Annotated in this window: 20 protein-coding genes; 13 read left to right on the forward strand and 7 right to left on the reverse strand. The window is 71.3% G+C overall.

From position 1 onward, the window contains the following. The first annotated feature begins 10 nt into the window (after positions 1-10). The 3 genes from ITJ60_RS18300 to ITJ60_RS18310 are packed head-to-tail and all read left to right on the forward strand — an operon-like array spanning position 11 to position 3481. On the forward strand, positions 11-1195 hold the full coding sequence (locus tag ITJ60_RS18300) for an ROK family protein (RefSeq protein WP_111085915.1): 1185 nt from the start codon (positions 11-13) through the stop codon (positions 1193-1195). Next, complete coding sequence (locus ITJ60_RS18305; RefSeq protein WP_323749217.1) at positions 1188-2744, forward strand: M81 family metallopeptidase; 1557 nt, start codon at positions 1188-1190, stop codon at positions 2742-2744. Before ITJ60_RS18300 ends, ITJ60_RS18305 begins: the two co-directional genes overlap by 8 nt. Beyond that, a complete protein-coding gene (locus ITJ60_RS18310) occupies positions 2741-3481 on the forward strand; it encodes a copper homeostasis protein CutC (RefSeq protein ID WP_194648975.1) in 741 nt (246 codons plus the stop codon). The genes ITJ60_RS18305 and ITJ60_RS18310 overlap by 4 nt, the downstream gene beginning before the upstream one ends. A 197-nt stretch (positions 3482-3678) precedes the next feature. Here ITJ60_RS18310 and ITJ60_RS18315 read toward each other — a convergent pair whose 3' ends face one another. The 5 genes from ITJ60_RS18315 to ITJ60_RS18335 form a co-directional block, all read right to left on the reverse strand. Then, positions 3679-4806 (reverse strand): ImmA/IrrE family metallo-endopeptidase, encoded by a 1128-nt coding sequence (locus ITJ60_RS18315; protein ID WP_194648976.1) that lies wholly within the window; start codon positions 4804-4806, stop codon positions 3679-3681. 124 nt (positions 4807-4930) lie between these two features. After that, a complete protein-coding gene (locus ITJ60_RS18320) occupies positions 4931-6271 on the reverse strand; it encodes an ABC transporter substrate-binding protein (RefSeq protein ID WP_194648977.1) in 1341 nt (446 codons plus the stop codon). Between the two features lie 65 nt (positions 6272-6336). Further along, positions 6337-7287 carry a carbohydrate ABC transporter permease gene (locus ITJ60_RS18325; protein ID WP_243648935.1) on the reverse strand — a complete coding sequence of 317 codons (951 nt, stop codon included), beginning with the start codon at positions 7285-7287 and terminating at the stop codon, positions 6337-6339. Further along, positions 7284-8195, reverse strand: a complete 912-nt coding sequence (locus ITJ60_RS18330) for a carbohydrate ABC transporter permease (RefSeq protein ID WP_123294575.1) — start codon at positions 8193-8195, stop codon at positions 7284-7286. The genes ITJ60_RS18325 and ITJ60_RS18330 overlap by 4 nt, the downstream gene beginning before the upstream one ends. Next, a complete protein-coding gene (locus ITJ60_RS18335; RefSeq protein WP_194648978.1) occupies positions 8192-10225 on the reverse strand; it encodes a beta-galactosidase in 2034 nt (677 codons plus the stop codon). The genes ITJ60_RS18330 and ITJ60_RS18335 overlap by 4 nt, the downstream gene beginning before the upstream one ends. A 216-nt stretch (positions 10226-10441) precedes the next feature. Between ITJ60_RS18335 and ITJ60_RS18340 the strand changes: the two genes are divergently transcribed. From ITJ60_RS18340 to ITJ60_RS18355, 4 genes are all read left to right on the forward strand, one after another. Further along, positions 10442-11464, forward strand: a complete 1023-nt coding sequence (locus ITJ60_RS18340; protein WP_194648979.1) for a LacI family DNA-binding transcriptional regulator — start codon at positions 10442-10444, stop codon at positions 11462-11464. Between the two features lie 80 nt (positions 11465-11544). Further along, entirely contained in the window at positions 11545-12564 is a 1020-nt protein-coding gene (locus tag ITJ60_RS18345) for a Gfo/Idh/MocA family protein (RefSeq protein ID WP_194648980.1), read from the forward strand. Further along, positions 12561-13589 (forward strand): Gfo/Idh/MocA family oxidoreductase, encoded by a 1029-nt coding sequence (locus ITJ60_RS18350; RefSeq protein WP_323749218.1) that lies wholly within the window; start codon positions 12561-12563, stop codon positions 13587-13589. Before ITJ60_RS18345 ends, ITJ60_RS18350 begins: the two co-directional genes overlap by 4 nt. A gap of 49 nt (positions 13590-13638) precedes the next feature. After that, entirely contained in the window at positions 13639-14880 is a 1242-nt protein-coding gene (locus tag ITJ60_RS18355; protein ID WP_194648981.1) for an MFS transporter, read from the forward strand. A gap of 15 nt (positions 14881-14895) precedes the next feature. On the opposite strand, the gene aztA is transcribed toward ITJ60_RS18355, so the two are convergent. Continuing rightward, on the reverse strand, positions 14896-15528 hold the full coding sequence (gene aztA / locus ITJ60_RS18360; protein ID WP_323749219.1) for a zinc ABC transporter ATP-binding protein AztA: 633 nt from the start codon (positions 15526-15528) through the stop codon (positions 14896-14898). A 50-nt stretch (positions 15529-15578) separates the two neighbouring features. Here aztA and aztB point away from each other — a divergent pair, with 50 nt between their 5' ends. From aztB to ITJ60_RS18380, 4 genes are read left to right on the forward strand one after another with little or no spacing between them, the layout of a single operon-like run. Further along, positions 15579-16457, forward strand: a complete 879-nt coding sequence (gene aztB / locus ITJ60_RS18365) for a zinc ABC transporter permease AztB (protein ID WP_123671168.1) — start codon at positions 15579-15581, stop codon at positions 16455-16457. Then, positions 16454-17686 carry an ABC transporter gene (locus tag ITJ60_RS18370; protein ID WP_194648982.1) on the forward strand — a complete coding sequence of 411 codons (1233 nt, stop codon included), beginning with the start codon at positions 16454-16456 and terminating at the stop codon, positions 17684-17686. The genes aztB and ITJ60_RS18370 overlap by 4 nt, the downstream gene beginning before the upstream one ends. Next, positions 17683-18609: a metal ABC transporter solute-binding protein, Zn/Mn family gene (locus tag ITJ60_RS18375; protein WP_194648983.1), complete on the forward strand. Its 927-nt coding sequence runs from the start codon at positions 17683-17685 to the stop codon at positions 18607-18609. Before ITJ60_RS18370 ends, ITJ60_RS18375 begins: the two co-directional genes overlap by 4 nt. A 29-nt stretch (positions 18610-18638) precedes the next feature. Then, positions 18639-19817, forward strand: coding sequence for a hypothetical protein (locus ITJ60_RS18380; RefSeq protein WP_194648984.1), 1179 nt, complete (start codon positions 18639-18641; stop codon positions 19815-19817). 138 nt (positions 19818-19955) lie between these two features. Here ITJ60_RS18380 and ITJ60_RS18385 read toward each other — a convergent pair whose 3' ends face one another. Beyond that, positions 19956-20312: a VOC family protein gene (locus ITJ60_RS18385; protein ID WP_194648985.1), complete on the reverse strand. Its 357-nt coding sequence runs from the start codon at positions 20310-20312 to the stop codon at positions 19956-19958. A gap of 177 nt (positions 20313-20489) precedes the next feature. On the opposite strand from ITJ60_RS18385, the gene ITJ60_RS18390 reads away from it, so the two are divergent. Together ITJ60_RS18390 and ITJ60_RS18395 are read left to right on the forward strand one after the other, a co-directional pair. Continuing rightward, the gene (locus ITJ60_RS18390; RefSeq protein WP_123312179.1) at positions 20490-20948 is read left to right on the forward strand and encodes a DUF4383 domain-containing protein; all 459 of its coding nucleotides are present in this window, start codon (positions 20490-20492) and stop codon (positions 20946-20948) included. Positions 20949-21089: 141 nt separating this feature from the next. Then, the gene (locus tag ITJ60_RS18395; protein ID WP_194648986.1) at positions 21090-21911 is read left to right on the forward strand and encodes an aldo/keto reductase; all 822 of its coding nucleotides are present in this window, start codon (positions 21090-21092) and stop codon (positions 21909-21911) included. Positions 21912-21960: the final 49 nt, after the last annotated feature.

Raw genomic sequence — 21960 nt, forward strand, 5'->3', positions numbered from 1 at the left:
GGAGAAAGTCGTGACGGACCTCTCTGCTCGCGTCCTCGAACTCGTCGCGTCGGGTCAGGCCGCGAGTCGCACCGAGATCGCCACACTGCTCGGCGCCGCTCCGTCGACGGTGTCGCACGTGGTCACCCAGCTGCTGTCGCACGGGCTGCTCGCGGAAGAGGGCACCGACGTCTCGACCGGCGGCCGTCCCCGCAAGGTGCTCCGCATCGGCGGCGTCGACGAGTACGCGGTCGCCGCCGACGTCGGCGGTGGGCACGCGCGGGTCGGGATCGTGCTGCCGGGAGGCGCGCTCGAGTCGGTCGCGAACGTCCCGTTCGCGCTCTCCGACGGTCCGACCGCCGGCCTGCAGCGGTTGGCCGGCCTGCTCGAGCGGCTCGCCGACGACCGGGGCCGCGCCGGTCTGCGCGGGGTCGGTCTCAGTCTGCCCGGACCCGTCGACGTCGAGGCCGGTGTCGTCGACCTGCCGAGTCGGATGCCGGGCTGGAACGGGTTCCCGGTGGCCGCCTGGTTGTCCGACCGCTTCGGCCTGCCGGCGATCGTCGACAACGACGCGAACTGCATGGCCGCCGGCGAGCAGAGCGTGCAGCCTCCAGGACGCCGGCAGACCATCACGATCAAGGCCGGGTCGGCGATCGGCGCGGGCATCGTCATCGACGGCCGCCTGTACCGCGGGTCCACGGGCTCGGCCGGGGACATCACCCACGTGCGGATCGACGCCGCCGGCGACACCCCGTGCTCGTGCGGGAACACCGGGTGCCTCGAGACCGTCGCGTCCGGAGCTGCCCTGGTGCGGATCCTGTCGGGCGCCGGCGTCGACGTCTCCTCGACCGCAGACGTCGTCCGACTCGCCTCGGACGCCCACCCTGAGGCCACCCGTGCCGTGCGCTTGGCCGGTCGGTACCTCGGCGAGGTGCTCGCGGCCAACGTGAACTTCTTCAACCCGGACGCCGTCTACCTGGGCGGCATCCTCTCCACCCTCGACCCGTTCATCGCGGCCGTGCGCAGTCAGCTCTACGAGAGCTGCCACCCGCTCATGACGCAGCACCTGGCCATCGAGCCGGTGTCGCTCGGTGCCGATGCCGGGCTCGTCGGTGCCGGCCAGTTCGCACTGCAGCGGGGCCTCGCCGCCTCGCTCGAGGAGCTGTCCACCCCCATCCCGCAGTCCACCACCAGGAACAGGAGCGTCCGTGTCTGAGACCGTGTCCGCCACCCCCGCCGTCCCCGCCGGTGCCCGTCGTCCGGTCGTCGCCATCGCCGGGCTGGCGATCGAGACGTCGACCTTCACCCCCACCCGCACCCACGCGCCGGCGTTCCACCCGGACCGTGGCGACGAGGTCGTGGCGCGGTACCCGTTCCTGTCCGCGATGTCGGACACGGCGGACTTCCGCGGGGCGCTCATCGGGCACGCGCTGCCCGGCGGCATCGTGGACCGCGACTCGTACGAGGAACTCGCGTCGGAGATCGTCACGCGGCTGCGCGCGATCGTCGACGCCGAGCACGTGGACGGCCTCTGGTACGACATCCACGGCGCGATGGTCGTCGAGGGGCTCGACGACGCCGAGGCGGACCTGCTCGGCCGGATCCGTGCGGTGATCGGCCCGGACGTCATCGTGTCGGCGTCGATGGACCTGCACGGCAACGTCACGCGCGAGCTCGCCCACCAGGTCGACCTCGTCACCTGCTACCGGATGGCCCCGCACGAGGACGCCACGGAGACCAAGGAACGTGCCGTCCGGAACCTGGTCGACGTGCTCACCACGCGTCCTGCCGGAGCGCAGCGCCCCGTGAAGGCCTGGATCCCGATCCCCGTCCTGCTGCCCGGGGAGCAGACCTCGACCCGCCTCGAACCCGCCGCCTCGCTGTACGCCCAGGTGCCGCTCGTCGAGCAGACCGACGGCGTGCTCGACGCCGCGATCTGGGTCGGCTACGCCTGGGCGGACCAGCCCCGCGACCAGGCCGTCACCGTCGTCACCGGGTGGGACGAAGCCGCCGTCGCCGCCGGGGCCGAGCGCCTCGCCCGTGCCTTCTGGGACGTCCGTGAGGACTTCGTCTTCGTCGCCCCCACCGGCACGTTCGACGAGTGCCTGGCCGCCGCGCTCGCGCCCGGCGCCGCACACCCGTACTTCGTGTCCGACTCCGGCGACAACCCCACCGCGGGCGGCTCCGGCGACATGACCTGGGGGCTGACCCAGGTGCTCGCCAACCCGGCCTTCGCGAGCGCCGACGGCCCCACCCTGATCTACGCGAGTGTCCCCGGCGCCGCCGCCGTGGCGACCGCGGTCGAGGCCGGTGTGGGTGCGACCGTCACGGTGACCGCCGGTGCGTCGGTCGATGCCGTGCACGCCGGACCGATCACCATGACCGGCCGGGTCCACGCGATCAAGCACGGCGACCGCGACGCCGAGACCGAGGTCGTGCTGCAGGTCGGCAGCGTCTTCGCGATCCTGACGAAGCTGCGCAAGCCGTACCACCACGAGCACGACTTCACCGACCTCGACCTGGCACCACGGCAGGCCGACGTCGTCGTGGTAAAGATCGGGTACCTCGAGCCGGAGCTGTTCGACATGGCCGCCGACTGGATGCTCGCGCTCACCCCCGGTGGTGTCGACCAGGACCTGCTGCGCCTCGGGCACCACAGGATCGAGCGGCCGATGTTCCCCTACGATCGAGTGTTCCCCGAGGCCCCGGACCTGACCGCCAGGATCATCCCGGCCTCGGACCAGCCACTCGGAGCCTCTGCATGACCCCTTCGCCCGTTGCACTCGAGATCGCGGTCACGTCGCCGCAGGGTGCGGTCGTCGCACGGGACGGCGGGGCCGACCGGGTCGAGCTCTGCGTCGGGCTCGAGCTCGGCGGGCTGACTCCGTCGCAGGCCCTGGTCGAGACGACCCACGAGACCGGGATCCCGGCGCACGCGCTGGTCCGGTGCCGCCCCGGCGGGTTCGTGCACACCCCCGACGAGGTCGAGCTCATGGTGCGCGAGGTCCGGACGGTCCTGCGCTCCGGTGCCGCCGGTGTCGTCGTCGGTGCGCTGCGCCCGGACCGGACCCTCGACGAGGACGCCCTGCGCCGCTTCGTCGACGCCGCCCGCTCGGTCAGCACGACCGCCGAGATCACCCTGCACCGGGCGATCGACCACGCGGTGGACCCCGTCGCGGCAGCAGCCACGCTCGCGGTGCTCGGCTTCACGCGCGTGCTGACCTCCGGCGGCGCCCCCACCGCGGGAGCCGGCGCTGCCACGATCGCCCGGATGGTCGACGCCGCCGGGCCGGTGCAGGTCATGGCCGGTGCCGGTGTCACCCCGGCCGACATCCGGGCGTTGGTCGCGACGGGTGCCGCCGCCGTGCACCTGTCGGCAAAGCGTGCCGCGCCGGACAGCGCGCACGCCGGGGTCCCGATGGGCGGGGCCGACGACGGTTCCGCGCACTTCGTGACCGATGCCGAGGTCGTCGCGGCCGCCCGACGCGCCCTCGACGCCTGACACCGAGCCCGCGTCAGCCGCGACGCCCGTCGAACCCTCCCGACTTCAGAACAACTCGGCCAGATCTTCTGACTTGTGCCGCTACCTCAGAAGATCTGACTGCTGGGTCCTGAGATCAACCGACCACACGGTAGGCACGGAGCCACCTCGCGCCGTGCCTCCGGTCCGACTGGGACAGGTCGCGGGGAGCGCCACGATCAGATCTCGGTCACGCCGGCTTCTGGGATCGGTGTCGATCCGTCGTCCAGTGCAAAGAACTCCTCGGCATCCTGCGGCGCCCACCCGAAGAGCGTCGCGACGGGCTTCACCGTCGTGTCACCGTCGCGGTAGGCATCGAGCGCAGCGTTCACGAGCAGCCAACTCGGACGTGGCTCCCCCGCAGCGTGCGAGAGGTGGACGTACTCGGCCGCTTTCCCGAGCTGCATGTAGATCGAGCGAGCGCGCAGGCCGTTCAGATCTGCTCGGACGGTCTCATCGATGCGTTTCTCGTTGAAGAGCCGCCACGCCATCGACTCGGGCGAGAGCTGGAAGTGCTCGACCAGTTCCGGGAACGCCGCTGCCGTCGAGCGCTCGCCGATCGCCGCACCGAGTTCGTCCGTGGGGGCGAGGAAGGCCGCGGCGAAGCTGTTCGCGCGCCGCTCGACGTTCGAGCGCGCCGTCCCCATCTGTTCCTCGAGCATGCCCTGGCGAGCATCGCCGAATGCGATGTGTGCGAGTTCGTGCGCGAGCGTGAACCGCTGACGCAAGGGCCGGTCGGTGGTCGCAAGGAGGATCACCCGACATTGCGTGTCCTCGTACGAGAGGCCGTCGATCCCCTCCGGCAGGTCGGTGACGACGACCATCACGCCGAACACTTGTTCGATGGCCGAGATGAGATCATGCGTCGACATTCCGCCGAGCGGTCGACCGATCACGGCGACGAAGCGACGAGCGAGCTCAGCCGCTTCGACCGTGTACCAGCTCGACCGTCGAGCGAGCTGCGGGAGCTCAGGCCGGACCAACGGGCGGTCGATCGCTGCGAGGCCACGAACGCCCGCGGCGAGGAGCTCGACCGTCCTCGCGCCCGTCTCGTCATCGGCACCAGCGAGCCGGGCACGCTGCGCGAACACCGGTCGGAACGGCTCACGTCCAGTGATCAGCCAATCGACGCTGCGACGGCCCACTTCGGCGATCCTGGCCAGTTCAAGGGACGAGAACCGTCGCCGGCCCGAGAGCGACTTCGAGAGTTTGCTCGCGTCGATCCCGATGGAGGCTGCGAAGTCCGCCCGCCCGAGGTCGACCGAATTGATCACGGCTTCGACACGTTGCTCCAGGGATTCGGCCATGTGCTCATCCTACTTGCGATTATCGCAACCGGCAACACATCACATGCAGCGACCGAGCAACGCACGGGAGGCACGGCGCCAGCTGGCACCGTGCCTCCCGTCCGCCGTCAGCGCGTCAGCGCTGTCAGTCCTTGACCGGGATCGACTGCGCCTTGAGCGCCGCCACCGTCTTGGACTGCCCGGACTCGAGCGCCTCGAGCAGCGTGCCGTCACCGGACGCTGCCGAGCCGAAACCGTCGGAGACGTCCGAGTAGGTCTGCGTCATCGTCGGACCCCAGGTGAAGGGCTGGATGTCCTTCGCCGCGGTCGCGAACTCCTCGTAGATCTTCTGGTTGCCGTAGAAGGGCAGCCCCTCGGTCAGGGCCGGCAGCTCGGCACCGGTGCTGGAGGCCGGGTAGAGGTTGGCCTCCTTGTTCAGTGCGGAGAGCGCCTCGGTCGAGGTGTTCAGCCAGACCAGGAACTTCGACGCCTCGGCGGGGTGCTCGCTGCCGGCGAAGACGACGTTCGACGAACCGCCCCAGGCGGCCGACTTCGACTCGCCCTCGCTCCACTGCGGCATCGGCGCGACGGCCCACTTGCCGGAGGTCGACGGCGCACCGCTCGAGATGGTGTTCGCACCCCAGACGGCAGAGACCCAGGTCCAGTCCTGGCCGCTGTCGTACGCGGCGTTCCACTGGTCGGTGAAGCTCGGCAGGGTGTTCACGAGCTTCTTGTCGATCAGGTCCTGCCAGTAGTCGGCGACCTTCTTCGACTTCGCGTCGGTCAGGTCGACCTTCCACGAGTCGCCCGAGTTCGCGAACCACTGGCCGCCGGCCTGCGACACGAGTCCGGCGAACTGGTTGACGTCACCCTTGGCGAAGTTCGTGATGTTGCCGCCGAGCGCCTTGATCTTGACGGCGTCCTCGGCGTACTCCTCCCACGTCTTCGGGACGTCGAGCCCGGCCTTCTCGAACAGGTCCTTGCGGTAGTACAGCGCCATCGGACCGGAGTCCTGCGGCACGGCGTAGACGGACTTCGACTCGCCGAAGGTGACCTGGTTCCAGAGGCCGTCGGAGAAGTCCTTCTTCGCCGCCGAGATGCCGGAGCACGCACCGATGTCCTCGAGGCCGCCCTGCACCCGGAACGCCGGCAGGGTGTCGTACTCGACCTGGCCGATGTCCGGCGCCTGCTTCGCCTTGAGCTGGTTGAAGAAGTTCTGGTACGTGCCGCTGTTGCCGTTCGCGACGATCGAGGTCTTCACCTGGATGTCCGGGTTCGCCTTGTTCCAGATCGCGACGACCTTGTCCATGTTCGGCACCCAGGTCGTGAAGTCGAGCGTGACCTTGCCGCTCGAGGGCTTGCAGCTCGCGGCTGCGGTGTCGGAGGAACCGCCGCCGCTGCCGCTGCCGCCGGCGCTGCAGCCGGCGAGGGCGACGGTCGCGGCGACCGCCAGGGCGGCGACGCTGAGGAACTTCGTTGTCTTCATGCTGTTTCCGTTCGGGATGTGGTGTGGGGAGGGCTGGTGTGCGGAGGGAGTGCTGGTCGGGGTGGCTACTTCAGACCGCCGGACCCGAGGCCGGAGCGCCAGAAGCGCTGCAGGCTCAGGAAGGCGATGAGCAGCGGGATGATCGAGACGAACGACCCGATGAGCACGAGGGTGCGCAGGTCGGGGTACTGGTTCACGCTCGAGTTCCACGTGTAGAGGCCGAGGGTGACGGGGAACAGCGACGAGTCGCGGAGCATCACGAGCGGCAGGAAGAAGTTGTTCCAGACGGCGACGAACTGGAACAGGAAGATCGTCACGAGCGCCGGCGACATGAGCCGGACGGCGACGGTGAAGAACGTGCGGACCTCGCCGGAGCCGTCGATGCGCGCGGCCTCGATGATCTCGTCGGGCACGCTCGACGCCGCGAACAACCGCGACAGGTAGACGCCGAACGGGCTGACGATGCTCGGCAGGAACACCGACCAGAACGTGTCGGTCAGGTCGACCTGGCTGAAGATGAGGAACAGCGGCAGGGCGAGCGCCGTGGCCGGTACGAGGACGCCGCCGAGGAACGTGTTGAACAGTGCCTCGCGTCCACGGAACCGGTACTTGGCCAGGGCGTACCCGCACATCGCCGACAGCACGGTGCCGAGCAGCCCGGCGACACCGGCGTAGGCGATGCTGTTGAGCAGCCAGCGCAGGTAGATGCCGTCCTGCCGCGTGAACAGCTCGGCGAGGTTCGCGAAGAAGTCCTGCACCGAGGTCGCGCTGAACCACAGCGAGAACGTGGTGTTGAAGTTCGCGGCCGTCTTGGTCGACGAGACCAGCAGCCAGAAGATCGGCAGCAGGAAGTACAGGGTGAAGACACCCATCACGATCATCGCGGCGCTGCGCGAGATGACGCTCTCCCGCGGCCCGCGTGCACCGTGCTGGTGCGGACGGGAGGCCCGGTTCGGCTCGAGCGGTCGGCCCGCGTCGCGCACGGTGTCGCCCGGGGTCGGTGCGTGGACGGTCACTGTGCGGCCTTCCGCTGGGTCAGTCGGAGGAACCCGATCGACAGGATGAACGTGGCGAGGGCGAGGACGACCGAGAACGCGGCCGCCAGGTTGAAGTTCGGCACCGACGAGGTCGAGTAGACGAGCATGTTGGGCGTGAACGTCGACGAGATCGTCGAGGTGAACTGCCGGAAGACGGTCGGTTCGGTCAGCAGCTGCAGCGTCCCGATCACCGAGAACACCGCGGTCAGGACGATCGCCGGCACGACCAGGGGGATCTTGATCGACAGTGCGATCCGGAGCTGCGAGGCGCCGTCGAGCTTGGCGGCCTCGTAGATCTCGGCCGGGATCGCCAACAGCGACGAGTAGATGATGAGCATGTTGTAGCCGACGAAGACCCAGGTCACGACGTTCGCGACGGCCCAGAGCACGGTGCCGGACCCCAGGAAGTCGACCTTCGAGGTGACGGCGGAGAACGGCGACAGGTCCGGGGCGTAGAGGTAGCCCCACATGATCGCGGCGATGACACCGGGGACCGCGTACGGCGCGAAGAAGGCCAGGCGGAAGAACCGCTTGCCACGCAGCAGCGGAGAGTCGAGCAGCAGCGCGAACAGGAGCGCGAGCCCGAGCATCACGGGGACCTGCACGACACCGAACAGCAGCACGCGGAGCACCGAGTCCCAGAACGCGCTGTTCTGGAACACGAGCGCGTACTGGCTCAGCCCGCCGAACACCTGTGTCGGGGCGCCGAACGTGCCCTGGCGCTCGATCTTCTGCAGCGACTGCCACACGGCGTACAGGATCGGGACGAGGTAGAACGCGGTGAACAGCAGGGCGAACGGGACCACGAAGATCGCGATCGCCAGGCGGTAGCGGGAGCCCCCGCCCCGCCGACGGACGGCGCGGGGCCGCTGGGTGGTGGTGGTCATGATCGGTTCCTGTCGGTGCGGATGATCTGGGTGCTGCCGGCGTCGAGGACGGTGACGCCGTCGACGGGTCGGTCGGTGACGAGCTCGTGGCCCGTGACGGTGTGCGAGGCGGGCTGGTCGGAGTGGTTGAGCAGGAACACCCACTCGTGCTGGTCGTCGCGGCGCCGGACGACCTCGACACCCGGTGCGGTCGCGGGATCCGGGGAGACGCCGGCCTCGGCGAGCACGCGGCGGAGCAGGTCGCGCAGCGCGTCGGCCTCGAGCACGGTGGACGTGTACCAGGCGGATCCGGCGCCGTGGTCGTTGCGGGTGACCGCGGCCGTGCCGGCGAGCGGGCCCTCGGCGTACTCGACGACGCTCGTGGCACCGCGCAGCGCGACCGGCTCCGACCACACGGTGCCGGTGGTGCCGTCGGACAGCGCGATCGCCTGGTCCGCGGCGAGCGGCAGGAACTCGTCGACGCGGATGCCGAGCAGGTCGCGGAAGGCGCCCGGGTAGCCGCCGGTCCGCACCCGGTCACGTTCGTCGACGATCCCGCTGAAGAAGGTGACGACCGCGTGGCCACCGGCGGAGACGTGGTCGGTGATCACGGCGGCGTGCTCGTCACGCACCAGGTACAGCTCGGGGACGACGACCGCGGTGTACCCGTCGAGCGGGGCGCCCGGCGCGACGACGTCGACCGTGACCCCGAGGTCCCGGAGCGCGGCGTGGAACGCGTGCACCTGCTCCAGGTACCGGAGCGCCGTGGTGGGGTGGGCCTCCAGGTCGGCGGCCCACTGGTTCTCCCAGCTGAAGACGAGCGCGACCTCGGCGACGACCCGGGATCCGCGCAGTTCGCCGAGCCGCTCGACGAGCGACCCGAGGGCGACGACCTCGCGCCAGGTGCGCGAATCGGTGCCGGCGTGCGGCAGCAGTGCGGAGTGGAACTTCTCGGAGCCCTGCACCGACGCGCGCCACTGGAAGAAGCAGACGCCGTCCGCGCCCCGGGCGATGTGCGCGACGGTGTCCTGCAGCATCTGGCCCGGTGCCTTCGCGACGTTGTGCGGCTGCCAGTTCACGGCGCCGGTCGAGTGCTCCATCAGCAGCCACGGGGCTCCGCCGGCGAGTCCGCGGGTGGTGTCCGCGGCGAAGGCGAGCTCGGCGTGCGGGCGGGGCAGGCGGTGGTCGAGGTAGTGATCGTTCGCGATGACGTCCATGTCGGCCGCCCACGACCAGTAGTCGAGCGCGGTGATGTGCGCGGCGACCATGAAGTTCGTGGTGACGGGCTTGTCGCTCAGTTCGCGCAGCACGGCGGCCTCGGCACGGTGGTGGCCGAGGAGTTCGTCGGACGAGAACCGGTCGAAGTCGATGGTCTGCGCGGGGTTCGTGAACGACAGCGTCGCGCGGGGCGGCAGCACCTGCTCCCACGCCGAGTAACGCTGGCTCCAGAACGAGGTGCCCCACGCGGCGTTCAGTTCGTCGACGGTGCCGTACCGGGCACGGAGCCAGCCACGGAACGCCTCGGCCGAGACGTCGCAGTAGCAGTGCGCGTTGTGGCAGCCGAGCTCGTTCGACACGTGCCAGAGCTTCACCGCGGGGTGGTCGCCGTAGCGCTCCGCCGTGGCGCGGACCAGGGCGAGGGCGTGCTCGCGGTACACCGGGGAGCTCGGGCAGAACGCCTGGCGACCGCCGGGCCAGCGGGTGGTGCCGTCGGCGACGACCGGCAGCACCTCGGGGTGCAGCGTGGTGAGCCACGGCGGGGTCGAGGCGGTGCCGGTGCCGAGATCGACGCCGATGCCCGCGCCGTGCAGCAGCTCGATGACGGTGTCGAGTGCGGTGAAGTCGTACTCGCCCTGGCGCGGCTCGACGTGCGACCAGCCGAAGACGTTGATCGCGACCAGGTTCACCCCGGCTTCGCGCATCAGCCGGACGTCCTCGACCCAGACCGCAGGGTCCCACTGCTCGGGGTTGTAGTCGCACCCGAAGGCGAGCCCGGTCGAGCCGAGCCCGAGCGCCCCGGTGGCGGGCGTCGGCAGGGTGGTCGTGGTCACGTCGGGGTCCTCGCTGATCGGGGCGACCGCTGCCGCTCCGGTCGTTGACGACCCCTTCGACGGCGAAGGTCACCCAGGTTCTGGGAGCGCTCCCAGTCCAGTCGGATCGAACGGGTTCGGATCATTCTGGGAGCGCTCCCAGAGTGAACACCAGAAGCGGACCGCTGTCAACAAGACGCGTGCTGGAGCCCGTCGCGGGACGGATATGGTTGCCGCATGTCCGAGGTCCGAACCGCACGCCAGCGCGCCACGATCCAGGACGTCGCCGACGAATCAGGACTCTCCCGGGGCACCGTCTCACGGGTCCTGAACGACGAACCGTACGTGTCGCCCGAAGCCCGCGAAGCCGTGCAGGCAGCCGTCCGGCGCGTCGGCTACGTCCGCAGCGCGGCGGCCCGGAGCCTGGTCACCCGGCGCTCCGGAGCGATCGCCCTGATCGTGCACGAGCCGTCGGTCCAGGTGCTCGACGACCCGAACATCGGCAACATCCTGATCGGCACCAACACGGTGCTGTCGCAGGCCGACCAGCAGCTCGTCACGATCATGGTCGACTCGGCCCGCGACAACGAACGCGTCGTCGAGTACCTGCGCGGCGGGTTCGTCGACGGCGCCATCGTGCTGTCCGCCCGCGACGGCGACCCGATCACCCGGGCGATCGAGGAGATCGGCATGCCGGCGTGCTTCGTCGGCCACCCGTCCGACGCCGCGAACATCTCGTACATCGGCATCGACAACCGCGCGGCCGCCGAGCAGATCACCCGGCGCCTGGTCGCCACCGGCCGGAAGCGGATCGGCATGCTCGCGTCCGGGCTCGACCGCGACTCGGGGCAGGACCGACTGGCCGGCTTCACCGCGGCGCTCGGCGAACGCTTCGACCCGGAGCTGGTGGCCCGGAACCCGCTGTTCAGCTACACCGCAGGCGCCGAGGGCATGCGTGAGCTCCTCGACCGGGCCCCCGACCTCGACGGGGTGTTCGCCGCCTCGGACGCCGTGGCCGCCGGCGCGATGGACGTCCTGCAGCGCAGCGGCCGGTCAGTCCCCGGTGACGTCGGCGTCGTCGGCTTCGACGACAGCGCCTGGGCACTGCGTTGCGACCCGCCGCTGTCGACGGTCCGACAACCCGCGCACACGCTCGGCGAGAGCGCGGCGCAGCAGGTGCTCGCGCAGATCGCCGGGTCCGACGAGGGGCCCCACGGACTCATCCTGCCGACCGAGGTGGTCTGGCGCGGGTCAGCCTGAGCACCACCCTCCGACCCCGGCTCGGTAGCATGGCCCGGTCCCCGTCACCGTCGACCGGCCCACCCCGCGAAGGAGCCCCGATGCCCCCGACCCCTCCCCGGATCGGCCTCGTCGGCGCCGGCGTCATCGCCCACGCGCACATGCCCGGCCTGCTCCGCCTCGGCCCGGTCGTCGTGTACGCGCAGGCCGGTGCACAAGAGCTCGCGGCCGCGTTCGCCCCGGCCGCAGCCGCCGCGGGCGCGTCGATCACCGTCGTCGACTCGCTCGACGATCTGTTCGCGGTCGTCGACGTCGTGGACGTGGTGACGCCGACCTTCGCCCACGCCGAGGTCGTGCGCGCCGCCCTCGCCGCCGGCAAGGACGTCGTGTCGGAGAAGCCGCTCGCCCGGACCGACGCCGACGCTGCCGACCTGGTGGCCCGTGCGCAGGACGCCGGCCGACAGCTCTTCCCGGCCCACGTGGTGCGCTTCTTCCCCGCCTACGTGCGCCTGCACGACGCCGTCACCACGGGCCTCCTGGGCGACTTGGCCGTCCTGCGGTTCGTGCGCTCCGGGGCCTTCCCGACCCGCACCGCGTGGTTCGCCGACCGGGCGCTGTCCGGCGGCATCGTGATGGACCAGATGATCCACGACCTCGACATCGCGCGGTGGGTCGCCGGACCCGTCACCACGGTGTCGGCGGTCGGCGTCCGTGCCGGCACCGAGGCCGAGCCGGTGGAGGCAGCACACGTCCTGCTCACGCACGAGTCCGGGGCGATCAGCCACGTCGCCGGGATCTGGGGACCGCAGCACCTCGCGTTCTCGACCGAGTACTCGGTGACGGGCACGCACGGCAGCCTGGCGCACCGGTCGCTCGACGAACAGGACTACGTCGCCGACCTCGCGGTGCCCGACGCCGCGGACGGCTTCCTGCCCGAGGTCGACCCCGCCGACGACCCGTACGGGCTCGAGCTCGCCGAGTTCCTCGGGGCGTTCGCCGGCGGTTCCGCTCCGCGGGTGACGGCTGCGGACGGCGCCGAGGCGGTCCGGATCGCGAACGCGGCACTCGAGTCGATGGACACCGGGCAGCCGGTGTCCCTGACGACGGGGGCTCGCGCGTGACCGCCCTGAAGATCGCCGTGATGTCGTTCGCCCACACCCACGCGATCGGCTACCTCACCGCCCTCACCGCGATGCCCGGGGTCGAGGTCCGCGGTGCCGACCCGGGCGGCGTCAGCACGGGCGAGACGATCGTCGAGCTGCGCGGCCGCGACCTGGCCGACGAGCTCGGGGTCGACTACGCGGAGACGTACGACGAGCTGCTCGCCTGGGGCCCGGACGCCGTCGTCGTCACGAGCGAGAACGCCCGGCACCGCGAGCTCGTCGAGGCAGCGGCCGCCGCCGGTGCACACGTCCTGTGCGAGAAGCCGCTCGCGACCACGTGGGAGGACGGCCTCGCGATCCGCGACGCCGTCGAGGCGGCGGGCGTCGTGCTCATGGTGGCGTTCCCGGTGCGGTTCACCTCGGCGTTCGACAAGCTCCGTGCGGCGCACGACTCCGGAGCGCTCGGGCAGCTGTTCTCGGTCCGTGGCGCGAACAACGGCATGCTCCCCCTGACCCGGTCGTGGTTCACCGAGCCGGAGCTGTCCGGCGGCGGCGCGATCGTCGACCACGTCGTGCACATCGCGGACCTGCTCGAGGGCCTGATGGGGTCGGCACCCGCCACCGTGACCGCGGTGGCGAACCGCACGCTGCACGCGGCCCGGGCGCAGGCGGAGACCGCCGGACTCGTCACGATCACGTACGCGAACGGCGTCGTCGCCGCGATCGACTGCTCGTGGAGCAAGCCGGACACCTCAGCGGTGTGGGGTGGGCTGACGCTCGACGTCGCCGGGACGGGCGGCACGGTGTCGCTCGACTTCTTCGGGGCGGCTGCTCGCGGGATCGTCGCGGAGACCGGGCTGCCGATCGAGTCCCGCACCGGTGCCGACCCCGACGCGGCGATGCTCCGGACGTTCGTCGACGCCGTCCGATCGGGCGTGCAGCCGCAGCCGGACGTGCACGTCGGGCTGCGGACCCTGTCGATCGTGCTCGCCGCGCAGGAGTCGGTGGCGTCGGGCCGCACCGTGTCGGTAGCCAGCGAGTAGCGACACGACACGCGGGAATGGCCCGCGACCGGCGCTGCTTGACGACCCCATGACCTCGTCAGCAGAGCGCCGCGGGTGGCTCGGTGTCACGTCCGTCGCACTCGGATCCTTCGTCCTCGTGCTGTCCGAGTTCCTGCCGATCGGACTCCTGCCCGCCATCGCCGCCGACCTCGACGTCGGGATCGGCACGGCCGGACTCATGGTCGTCGCCACCGGGCTGGTCGGTGCCGTCGCGGCGCCGGTCGTCACGGTCCTGACCTCGCGGGTGGACCGCCGTGTCGTGCTCGTCGCGCTGACCGTGCTGCTCGTGGTGGCGGACGGGCTCGCAGCGATCGCGCCCTCGTTCGGTGTGCTGCTCGTGGCCCGGATGCTCCTGGGCGTCGGCATCGGCGGGTTCTGGGCGATCGGCGCCGGCATCGCCGGTCGACTGGTCCGGCCGGCCGCCACGATCCGGGCGACCTCGCTCATCACCGCCGGCGTCTCGGTCGCGACGGTCGTGAGCCTGCCGCTCGGCGCCCTCGTCTCGTCGCTCGCCACCTGGCGGCTCGCGTTCGTCATCGGCGGTGTGCTCGGTCTGGTCGCGCTCGTCCTGCAGCTCGCGATGCTGCCGCGCATCCCCGCGCAGCAGCAGGTCCGGTTCGCGACGCTCGGCTCGCTGCTCCGCGTCCCCCGCGCCCGTGTCGGTCTGATCGCCGCCGCGTTCCTGTTCGCCGCACAGTTCGCCGCGTACACGTACATCGCGCCGTACCTGCAGGACCTGGTCGGGGTCGGACCGGACACCGTCACGCTCGCGCTCCTGGTGTTCGGCGTCGCGGGGATCGTCGGGAACTTCGCCGCCGGCTTCACCCTGGGACGGAGCGTGCTCGGGACGATCAGCGTGTCCAAGGTCGCCCTCGCGGTCGCCGTGGTCCTGCTCCCCCTGCTCGCGCACTCCGTCGTCGGGGTGTTCGTGCTGCTCGTGGTGTGGGGGCTGGTCTGGGGCGCGTTGCCGCTCGGCATGCAGACGTGGATGTCCACGGCCTCGCCCGCCGGGTCCGAGACCGGGCTCGCGCTGTTCGTCACGACCATCCAGCTCGCGATCGCCGCGGGGTCGGTGCTCGGCGGCGCAGCGGTGTCGTCGTTCGGTCTCGCTGCGGACTTCTGGTTGTCCGGAGGGGTCGCCGTCGTGGGTGCGATCGTGCTCGTCTCCCTTGGGCTGCGCCGCTCGAGCGCAGCGCCGGTCGCCGACGAGGCTCCGGCACCGGTGCCGGTGCCGACCTCGACGGGTTCCGTCGCCGTCGCCTGCCCCTGACCGCCACCCGCGCCGTCAGGGCGCGGGGAGCGTGACCACGGCGTCGGCTGCGGTGATCGCCACCGGATCGTGTGCGGCGTGCACGACCACGACGCCGTCGGCAGCCTCGGCGGCGAGCGCCGCCACCACGAGCGCCGCGGACGCCGCGTCGACGCCGGCCGTCGGTTCGTCGACGAGCAGCACGCGCGCCCGCTGCGCCAGCCCGAGTGCCACGAGCGTGCGCTGCCGCTGGCCGCCGGACAACGCGTCGAGCGGGCGGTCGGCCAGTTCGGCGATCGCCATCCGCTCGAGCTGCGCGTCGATGACGGCGCGGTCGTCGCGTCCGAGCGGTCGCCACCAGGCCCGGTGATGCCACCGGCCCATCGTGACGGCCGCGCGGACCGTGAGCGGGAGCGTGGTCGGCTGGACGGACTGGCTCACGTGGGCGACGCCGCCTGACGGGAGGCCCGTGATGCGCCCGGCGGTCGGCCGCAGCACGCCCGCCACCACGTCGAGCAGCGTCGACTTGCCGGATCCGTTGGGTCCGGTCAGCGCGGTGACCCGGCCGGCCGGGAAGGCCGCGTCGAGGCCGTCGAGGACGGTCCGCTCCCCGCGCAGGGCGGTCACCTGCTCGAGGCGGACGGCGGGCATCGGATCGGTCGCGAACACCTGAGCACGCTATCAGTATCGATAGTCGTTTTCATGTAGCGTCTCGGATCGTGACCTGGCTGACCGACCCCTTCACCGTCGACTTCATGGTGCGTGCCCTGACCGGTGGCGCGCTGGCCGCGGTGCTGTGCGCCGTCGTCGGGACGTGGGTGCTCGTGCGCGGGATGGCGTTCCTGGGCGAGGCACTGTCGCACGGCATGCTGCCCGGCGTCGCGATCGCAGCGCTCACCGGCGTGCCCGCAGTGCTCGGCGCCGCCGTGAGCGCCGGCGTGATGGTGTTCGGCGTCGGGGCGCTCCGACGACGCGGTGGCTTGTCGTACGACACCTCGATCGGGCTGCTCTTCGTCGGGATGCTCGCGCTCGGGGTCATCATCGTGTCGGCATCGCGGTCCTTCGCCACCGACGTCACCGCGATCCTGTTCGGCGACGTGCTGGCCGTGACCCGCACCGACCTCGTCGGCCTGGCGATCGCGGTCGCCGTCGCCCTGCTCGTCGCGGCCGTGTTCCACCGACCGTTCACGGCACTGGCCTTCGACGTCCGCAAGGCCGCGACGCTCGGCCTGCATCCCCGGCTCGCCGAGGTGGTCCTCATCGGCCTGGTCACCCTCGCCGTCGTCGCCTCGTACCGTGCCGTCGGCACCCTGCTGGTCGTCGGGCTGCTGCTCGCGCCCGCCGCCGCGGCCCGCGCCTGGACGAAGCACGTGGCCTCGACGATGCTCCTCGGCGCGGTGCTCGGTGTCGTCGCCGTCCTGGTCGGCCTGCTCGTCTCGTGGCACGCCGGCACCGCCGCCGGCGCCAGCATCGCGGCCGTCGCCGTCGCCGGGGTCGCCCTGTCCCACGGGCTGGCAGCCATCGCACGCAGCACCGCGCGCGCGACCACCAGGCCCGTCGAACACCCCGTCCGAGCACCAGCACGAGAGGCACCATGAACCACGACCCGACCACCGACCGCCCCCACACACGCGCACGACGCACGCGACTCCTGGGTGCCCTGGGCCTGACGACCGGCCTCGCGCTCACCGTCACGGCGTGCTCCACCGCGTCGACACCGCCGGCCGACGACGCCAGCGCGACCACGGCCCCGCACGGCTACGTCGCGGGCGCGACCGAGTCCCAGGAACCGCAGCTGGGCCTCCTGGCCGTCTCCGCGACCGGCGAGACGGCGCTGCACGACCTGCTCACCGGCGAGACGACCGACCTGGACCGCATCGGCGCAGCCGAGCACTCCGCGACCGACGGTCGGTTCCTGGTGACGAGCGACGGCGACCGCACCGCGGTCGTCGACGGGGGCTCCTGGACCGTCGACCACGGCGACCACACGCACTACTACGCCGCCGAGCCGCGCGTCGTCGGGACGCTCGAGGGCGGCGGTCCGGTCCAGGTGCACTCGTCGGAGACGATGACCACGATCGCCTGGCCGGAGCGCGGCGAAGCGGTGGTGCTCGACCGCGCGGCACTCGGGCAGGGCGAGCTCGACGAGACCGCACGACTCGACGCGACCGTGCTGCTCCCGCTCGGCGAGCACCTGGTCGCCGCCGAGGGCGACACCGTCCGCGTCCTCGACACCGACGGAGAACAGACCGAGTCGACCGGGTCGACCAGCGCCGGACAGGCCTGCACCGACCCCGCTGGTGGCATCGTCACCCGCGCCGGCGCCGTGGTGGGCTGCGCCGACGGAGCGGTCGTCGTCGACGATGCCGGTGCGACCTCGTTCGTCGCACTGCCGGACGACGCCGAGCGTCCGACCGCCTTCGCCGCGCGGGCCGGCCGCCCGACGGTCGCCGGACTCGCGGGCGACACCGGCTTCTGGTTGCTCGACGTCCGACAGGGCTCCTGGCGGCACGTGCCGACCGAACGGCCGCTGCGTGCGGTGGTCGCCGTCGACGACCAGGACGAGCACGTGGTCGGGGTCGACGACGCGGGTCGGGTGGTCGTGGTGACCGCCTCGACCGGGAAGGTCGCGACGACTGATCCCCTGGTGGACGGCGACACCGACACCGACACCGCGCCGCTGCTGCAGCTCGACGCGCAGCGCGCCTACGTGGCCGACCCCACGGCCGCCGTCGTGCACGAGGTCGACTTCGCGGACGGCGCCCGCGTGGCCAGGACCATCGAGCTCCCGTTCGCGCCCGTCGCGTTCGCCGAGGTGGGACGATGAGCGGAACCTTGCCGGTCGGGCGCACCGCGCGTGCGGTGGCAGCGGCCCTCGTCGTCGCAGCCGTTGCCGTCACGACAGCCGGCTGCACCACGACCGGGTCGGACCGTCCGCTCGTCGCCGTGACGACGAACATCCTGGGCGACGTCGTGACCGAGGTCGTCGGCGACGACGTCGACGTCATGGTGCTCATGCCCCCTGGCAGCGACCCGCACTCGTTCGAGGTCTCCGCGCAGCAGGCGGCGCGACTCCGGAGCGCGGACCTGGTGGTCGAGAACGGCCTCGGGCTCGAGGAAGGCGTGGCCCACCACGTCCGCGCCGCGGCCGACGACGGCGTGGCCGTCTTCACCGCGGGTGACGCGATCGACGCCCTGGAGTGGACCACCGACGACGACAGCGGCCCGGACCCGCACTTCTGGACGGACCCGGCGCGCATGGTCGACGTGGTCGAGGCCCTCGACGAGGAGCTGGACGCCGTCGGCATCGACACTCCCGGCGCCGAGGCCTACACCGACCGGCTCGATGCCCTCGACGACGACATGACCGCCGCGTTCGACACCATCCCCGCCGATCGCAAGGCCCTGGTGACGAACCACCACGTGTTCGGCTACCTCGCCGACCGCTACGGCTTCCGGGTGGTGGGTGCCGTGATCCCGAGCGGCACGACCCTGGCGTCCCCGAGTGCCGCCGACCTGCGTGACCTGGCGAACGCGATCGAGCAGGCCGGCGTCCCGACGATCTTCGCCGACGCCTCGCAACCCGCACGCCTGGCCGAGGTCCTGGCGGACGAGGTCGACGTGCAGGTGTCGATCCGCTCGCTGGCGACCGAGTCCCTGACCGAGGACGGCGCCGCGTCGACCTACCTCGGGATGATGCGCTCGAACACCGAGTCGATCGTCGACGGCCTGACAGCTCCGATTTCTTGATGAGAATGAGAATCAGTACAGTGTTGTCCATGACCAGAACCAAGACCCTCCGCGCCGCGGCACTGCCGGCCGCGCTGCTCGGCACCGTTGCCCTGGCCCTGACCGGGTGCGCCACGAACGCCGCCGATGCCGAGAGCACCTCGGCCCCGAAGACCGACAGCACCCGCATCACGCTGACCTACGACGGCGGCCTGCTCGTGCTCGACCAGGACCTGCAGGTCGTGGCCGACGACGCCGTCGACGGCTTCACCCGCGTGAACCCCGCCGGCGACGGCCGCCACGTGCTCGTCACGGTGCCCGAGGGCTTCCGGGTGCTCGACACCGCAGCGGACCCGGCCCTCACCGACGCGGTCTTCCCGGCCGACACCGGTGGGCACGCCGTCGTGCACGGCGACCGCACCGCCCTGTTCGCCGACGGCACCGGCGACGTGACGACCTTCGACAACACCGACCTCGACGGCGACGCCCTGCCCGACGCCCGGACCACCGAGTCCGAGGCGGCGCACCACGGCGTCGCGATCGAGCTCGAGGACGGCACGCTCCTGACCACCATCGGCACCGAGGAGAGCCGGAGTGGCGTCCGAGCCCTGGACGCCGACGGCGAGGAACTCACCCGCTCCGAATCGTGCCCGGACGTGCACGGCGAAGGTGCGGTCCAGGACGAGGTCGCGGTCTTCGGCTGCACCGACGGCGCGCTCGTCTACGCCGACGGCGCGTTCGAGAAGCTCGACGCCCCGACCGAGTACGGCCGCACCGGCAACCTGTTCACCACGGACACGTCGTCGGTCGCGGTCGGTGACTACAACGACGACCCGGACAGCGAGGGCTACCTGCTCGACCAGATCGCGCTGATCGACGCGGCTTCGGGGAAGTACACCGTCGCGGACCTGCCCGACGGCGTCGGCTTCACGTTCCGCGACCTCGCACGCGGCCCTGGCGACGAGGCGGTGGTGCTCGGTGACGACGGCGCCCTGCACACCTTCGACGAGACCAGCGGGGAGCAGCTCGACTCGTTCCCCGTGATCGACGCGTGGGAGGGTCCGGCCGAGTGGCAGGACGCCCACCCCGCCGTGAAGGTCGCCGGCGACATCGCCTACGTCACCGACCCCGCCGAGCGGAAGGTGCACGCCGTGGACCTGACCACCGGGAAGGTCGTCGCCTCCAGCGACGCACTGCCGGGCGTGCCCAACGAGATCGCGGTCGCGTAGCGCTCTGCAGGCGACCACGCGCAGACGGGCGCGCCCCGCTCAGCGGCAACGCGAAGCGTTGCGCGGGGCGCGCCGACCGAGCCTGCGAGGGAGGCGTGGCGACACCGCACCGGGCCTCCCGTCCGTCCTGGGGTCGCGTCAGCCCTGCGGCGGCGCGTAGAACTGCAGGTCGTTGCCCTCGCTGTCCTTGAACGGCACGATCTTGCCCCACGGGTGCTCACTGATCTCGCCCTGCACGTCCGCACCACGCTCGCGGATGCTGGCCAACTCGTCCTCGATCGACCCGTCCGGCTGGAACGTGATGACCGCTCCCCCGCCGCTCGACGAGCTCGCCGACTCACGGCCGTTCAGGCCGATCATCAGGCCGTTCGCGTCGATCTCGCTCCAGTCGTCGGACTCGTCCGTGACCGTCAGGCCGAGGGTGTCGCGGTAGAACGCGACCGCCCGCTGCATGTCGGTGACCGGGACCCATACCGCTGCGACTCCGCTTGCCATGGTGCTGCCTTCCGTCGGTGTTGCCGTGCTGCGGAGCGTAGGCAGCACGCGATGCGCACCGACTCAGCGGTCCCTCGTGCGTTCGGAAATCGGATGACACCTGCAATCCGACTGCGCATCGGCCTCGAATGCCCTGTGCGTCACATCCGCGACGCGTACGAGATGAGAGGTCCCACCATGACCAGCAACGCAGCAACCGCTCGCAACCGCACCGGCTCGACGTGGACCCAGAAGGGTGCGCTCCTCTTCGGTGTCGTCTTCCTGATCGTCGGCATCGCCGGCTTCATCCCCGGACTCACGATGGACATGGGGTCGATGTCGATGGCCGGCCACGGTTCCATGGCCCTGCTCCTGGGCCTGTTCCAGGTGTCCGTCCTGCACAACATCGTGCACCTGCTGTTCGGCATCGTCGGACTCATCGCAGCCCGTTCGGCATCCGGCGCTCGCCTCTACCTGGTCGTCGGCGGCATCGTCTACGCGGTCCTGTTCGTCTACGGGCTGTTCACGGCCGGCATGGCGGACCCCGCGAACTTCGTCCCCCTGAACAGCGCGGACAACGTGCTGCACGCGTTCCTCGCCGTCGCGATGATCGTCCTCGGCTTCGTGCTGCCGCGCATCGGAGCGCGCACGCGCTGACAGTCGTCCGTCGTCTGACGCGTTCGCGCCCCCTGGCGGGCATCGCGCCCATGTGAGTCGGGGCGCGATGCCCGTTCCGGGGCGCGGTGCGCGGCGGCGGCGCTCCACACGTCCACCAACCCGCGGCGTACTGTCCGACGCATGCCCGCTCTCACCGACACGTTCACCCTGTCCAACGGCCTGCACATCCCGAAGATCGGCTTCGGCACCTGGCAGATCCCGTCCGGCGACGACGCCTACGACGCCACGAAGACCGCCCTGGACGCCGGCTACCGCCACATCGACACCGCCCTGGCCTACGGCAACGAGGCCAGCGTCGGCCAGGCCATCCGTGACAGCGCCGTCCCCCGCGACGAGGTCTTCGTCACGACGAAGCTGCCCGCCGAGATCAAGACCGCCGACGGCGCCCGTGAGGCCTTCGAGACCTCGAGCCGCAACCTCGACGTCGGCGTCATCGACCTGTACCTCGTGCACGCACCGTGGCCCTGGGACGCCATCGGCTCCGACCACCGCGACGGCAACGTCGAGGTGTGGAAGGTGCTGGAAGAGGTCTACGACGCCGGCCGGACCCGCTCGATCGGTGTCTCGAACTTCGCCGTCGCCGACCTCGAGGACCTGCTCGGCCGCACCGACGTCGTCCCGCACGCCAACCAGATCCGCTGGTTCATCGGCAACACCCAGGACGAGACGACCGCCTTCGACCGCGAGCACGACATCCTCACCGAGGGCTACTCGCCGCTCGCCACCGGTGGCCTGCTCGAGAACGAGCAGATCGCCGAGATCGCGGCGAAGTACGACAAGACCGTCGCCCAGGTCGCGATCCGCTACCTGCTCGAGAAGGACGTCCTGCCGCTGCCGAAGTCCACGACCCCGTCGCGCATCGCCGCGAACGCCGACGTCGACTTCGTGCTGTCGGCCGACGACGTGGCCGCGCTCGACGCGCTCGAGGACACCACGAGCTGACGCGGCCCCACCCCGGACTGGAGGCGCGGTGCCAGCTGGCACCGCGCCT

The organism is Curtobacterium sp. VKM Ac-2884 (assembly GCF_015350945.1).
GTDB lineage: Bacteria > Actinomycetota > Actinomycetes > Actinomycetales > Microbacteriaceae > Curtobacterium.

What these genes read in the sequence shown, in the direction of transcription:
- ITJ60_RS18380 (WP_194648984.1), top strand. Translation starts at nt 18,639, where the DNA reads ATGACCAGAACCAAGACCCTCCGCGCCGCGGCACTGCCGGCCGCGCTG.
- ITJ60_RS18310 (WP_194648975.1), top strand. Translation starts at nt 2,741, where the DNA reads ATGACCCCTTCGCCCGTTGCACTCGAGATCGCGGTCACGTCGCCGCAG.
- ITJ60_RS18330 (WP_123294575.1), bottom strand. Translation starts at nt 8,195, where the DNA reads ATGACCACCACCACCCAGCGGCCCCGCGCCGTCCGTCGGCGGGGCGGG.
- ITJ60_RS18375 (WP_194648983.1), top strand. Translation starts at nt 17,683, where the DNA reads ATGAGCGGAACCTTGCCGGTCGGGCGCACCGCGCGTGCGGTGGCAGCG.
- ITJ60_RS18390 (WP_123312179.1), top strand. Translation starts at nt 20,490, where the DNA reads ATGACCAGCAACGCAGCAACCGCTCGCAACCGCACCGGCTCGACGTGG.
- ITJ60_RS18320 (WP_194648977.1), bottom strand. Translation starts at nt 6,271, where the DNA reads ATGAAGACAACGAAGTTCCTCAGCGTCGCCGCCCTGGCGGTCGCCGCG.
- ITJ60_RS18370 (WP_194648982.1), top strand. Translation starts at nt 16,454, where the DNA reads ATGAACCACGACCCGACCACCGACCGCCCCCACACACGCGCACGACGC.
- ITJ60_RS18340 (WP_194648979.1), top strand. Translation starts at nt 10,442, where the DNA reads ATGTCCGAGGTCCGAACCGCACGCCAGCGCGCCACGATCCAGGACGTC.
- ITJ60_RS18395 (WP_194648986.1), top strand. Translation starts at nt 21,090, where the DNA reads ATGCCCGCTCTCACCGACACGTTCACCCTGTCCAACGGCCTGCACATC.
- ITJ60_RS18345 (WP_194648980.1), top strand. Translation starts at nt 11,545, where the DNA reads ATGCCCCCGACCCCTCCCCGGATCGGCCTCGTCGGCGCCGGCGTCATC.
- ITJ60_RS18355 (WP_194648981.1), top strand. Translation starts at nt 13,639, where the DNA reads ATGACCTCGTCAGCAGAGCGCCGCGGGTGGCTCGGTGTCACGTCCGTC.
- ITJ60_RS18385 (WP_194648985.1), bottom strand. Translation starts at nt 20,312, where the DNA reads ATGGCAAGCGGAGTCGCAGCGGTATGGGTCCCGGTCACCGACATGCAG.
- ITJ60_RS18315 (WP_194648976.1), bottom strand. Translation starts at nt 4,806, where the DNA reads ATGGCCGAATCCCTGGAGCAACGTGTCGAAGCCGTGATCAATTCGGTC.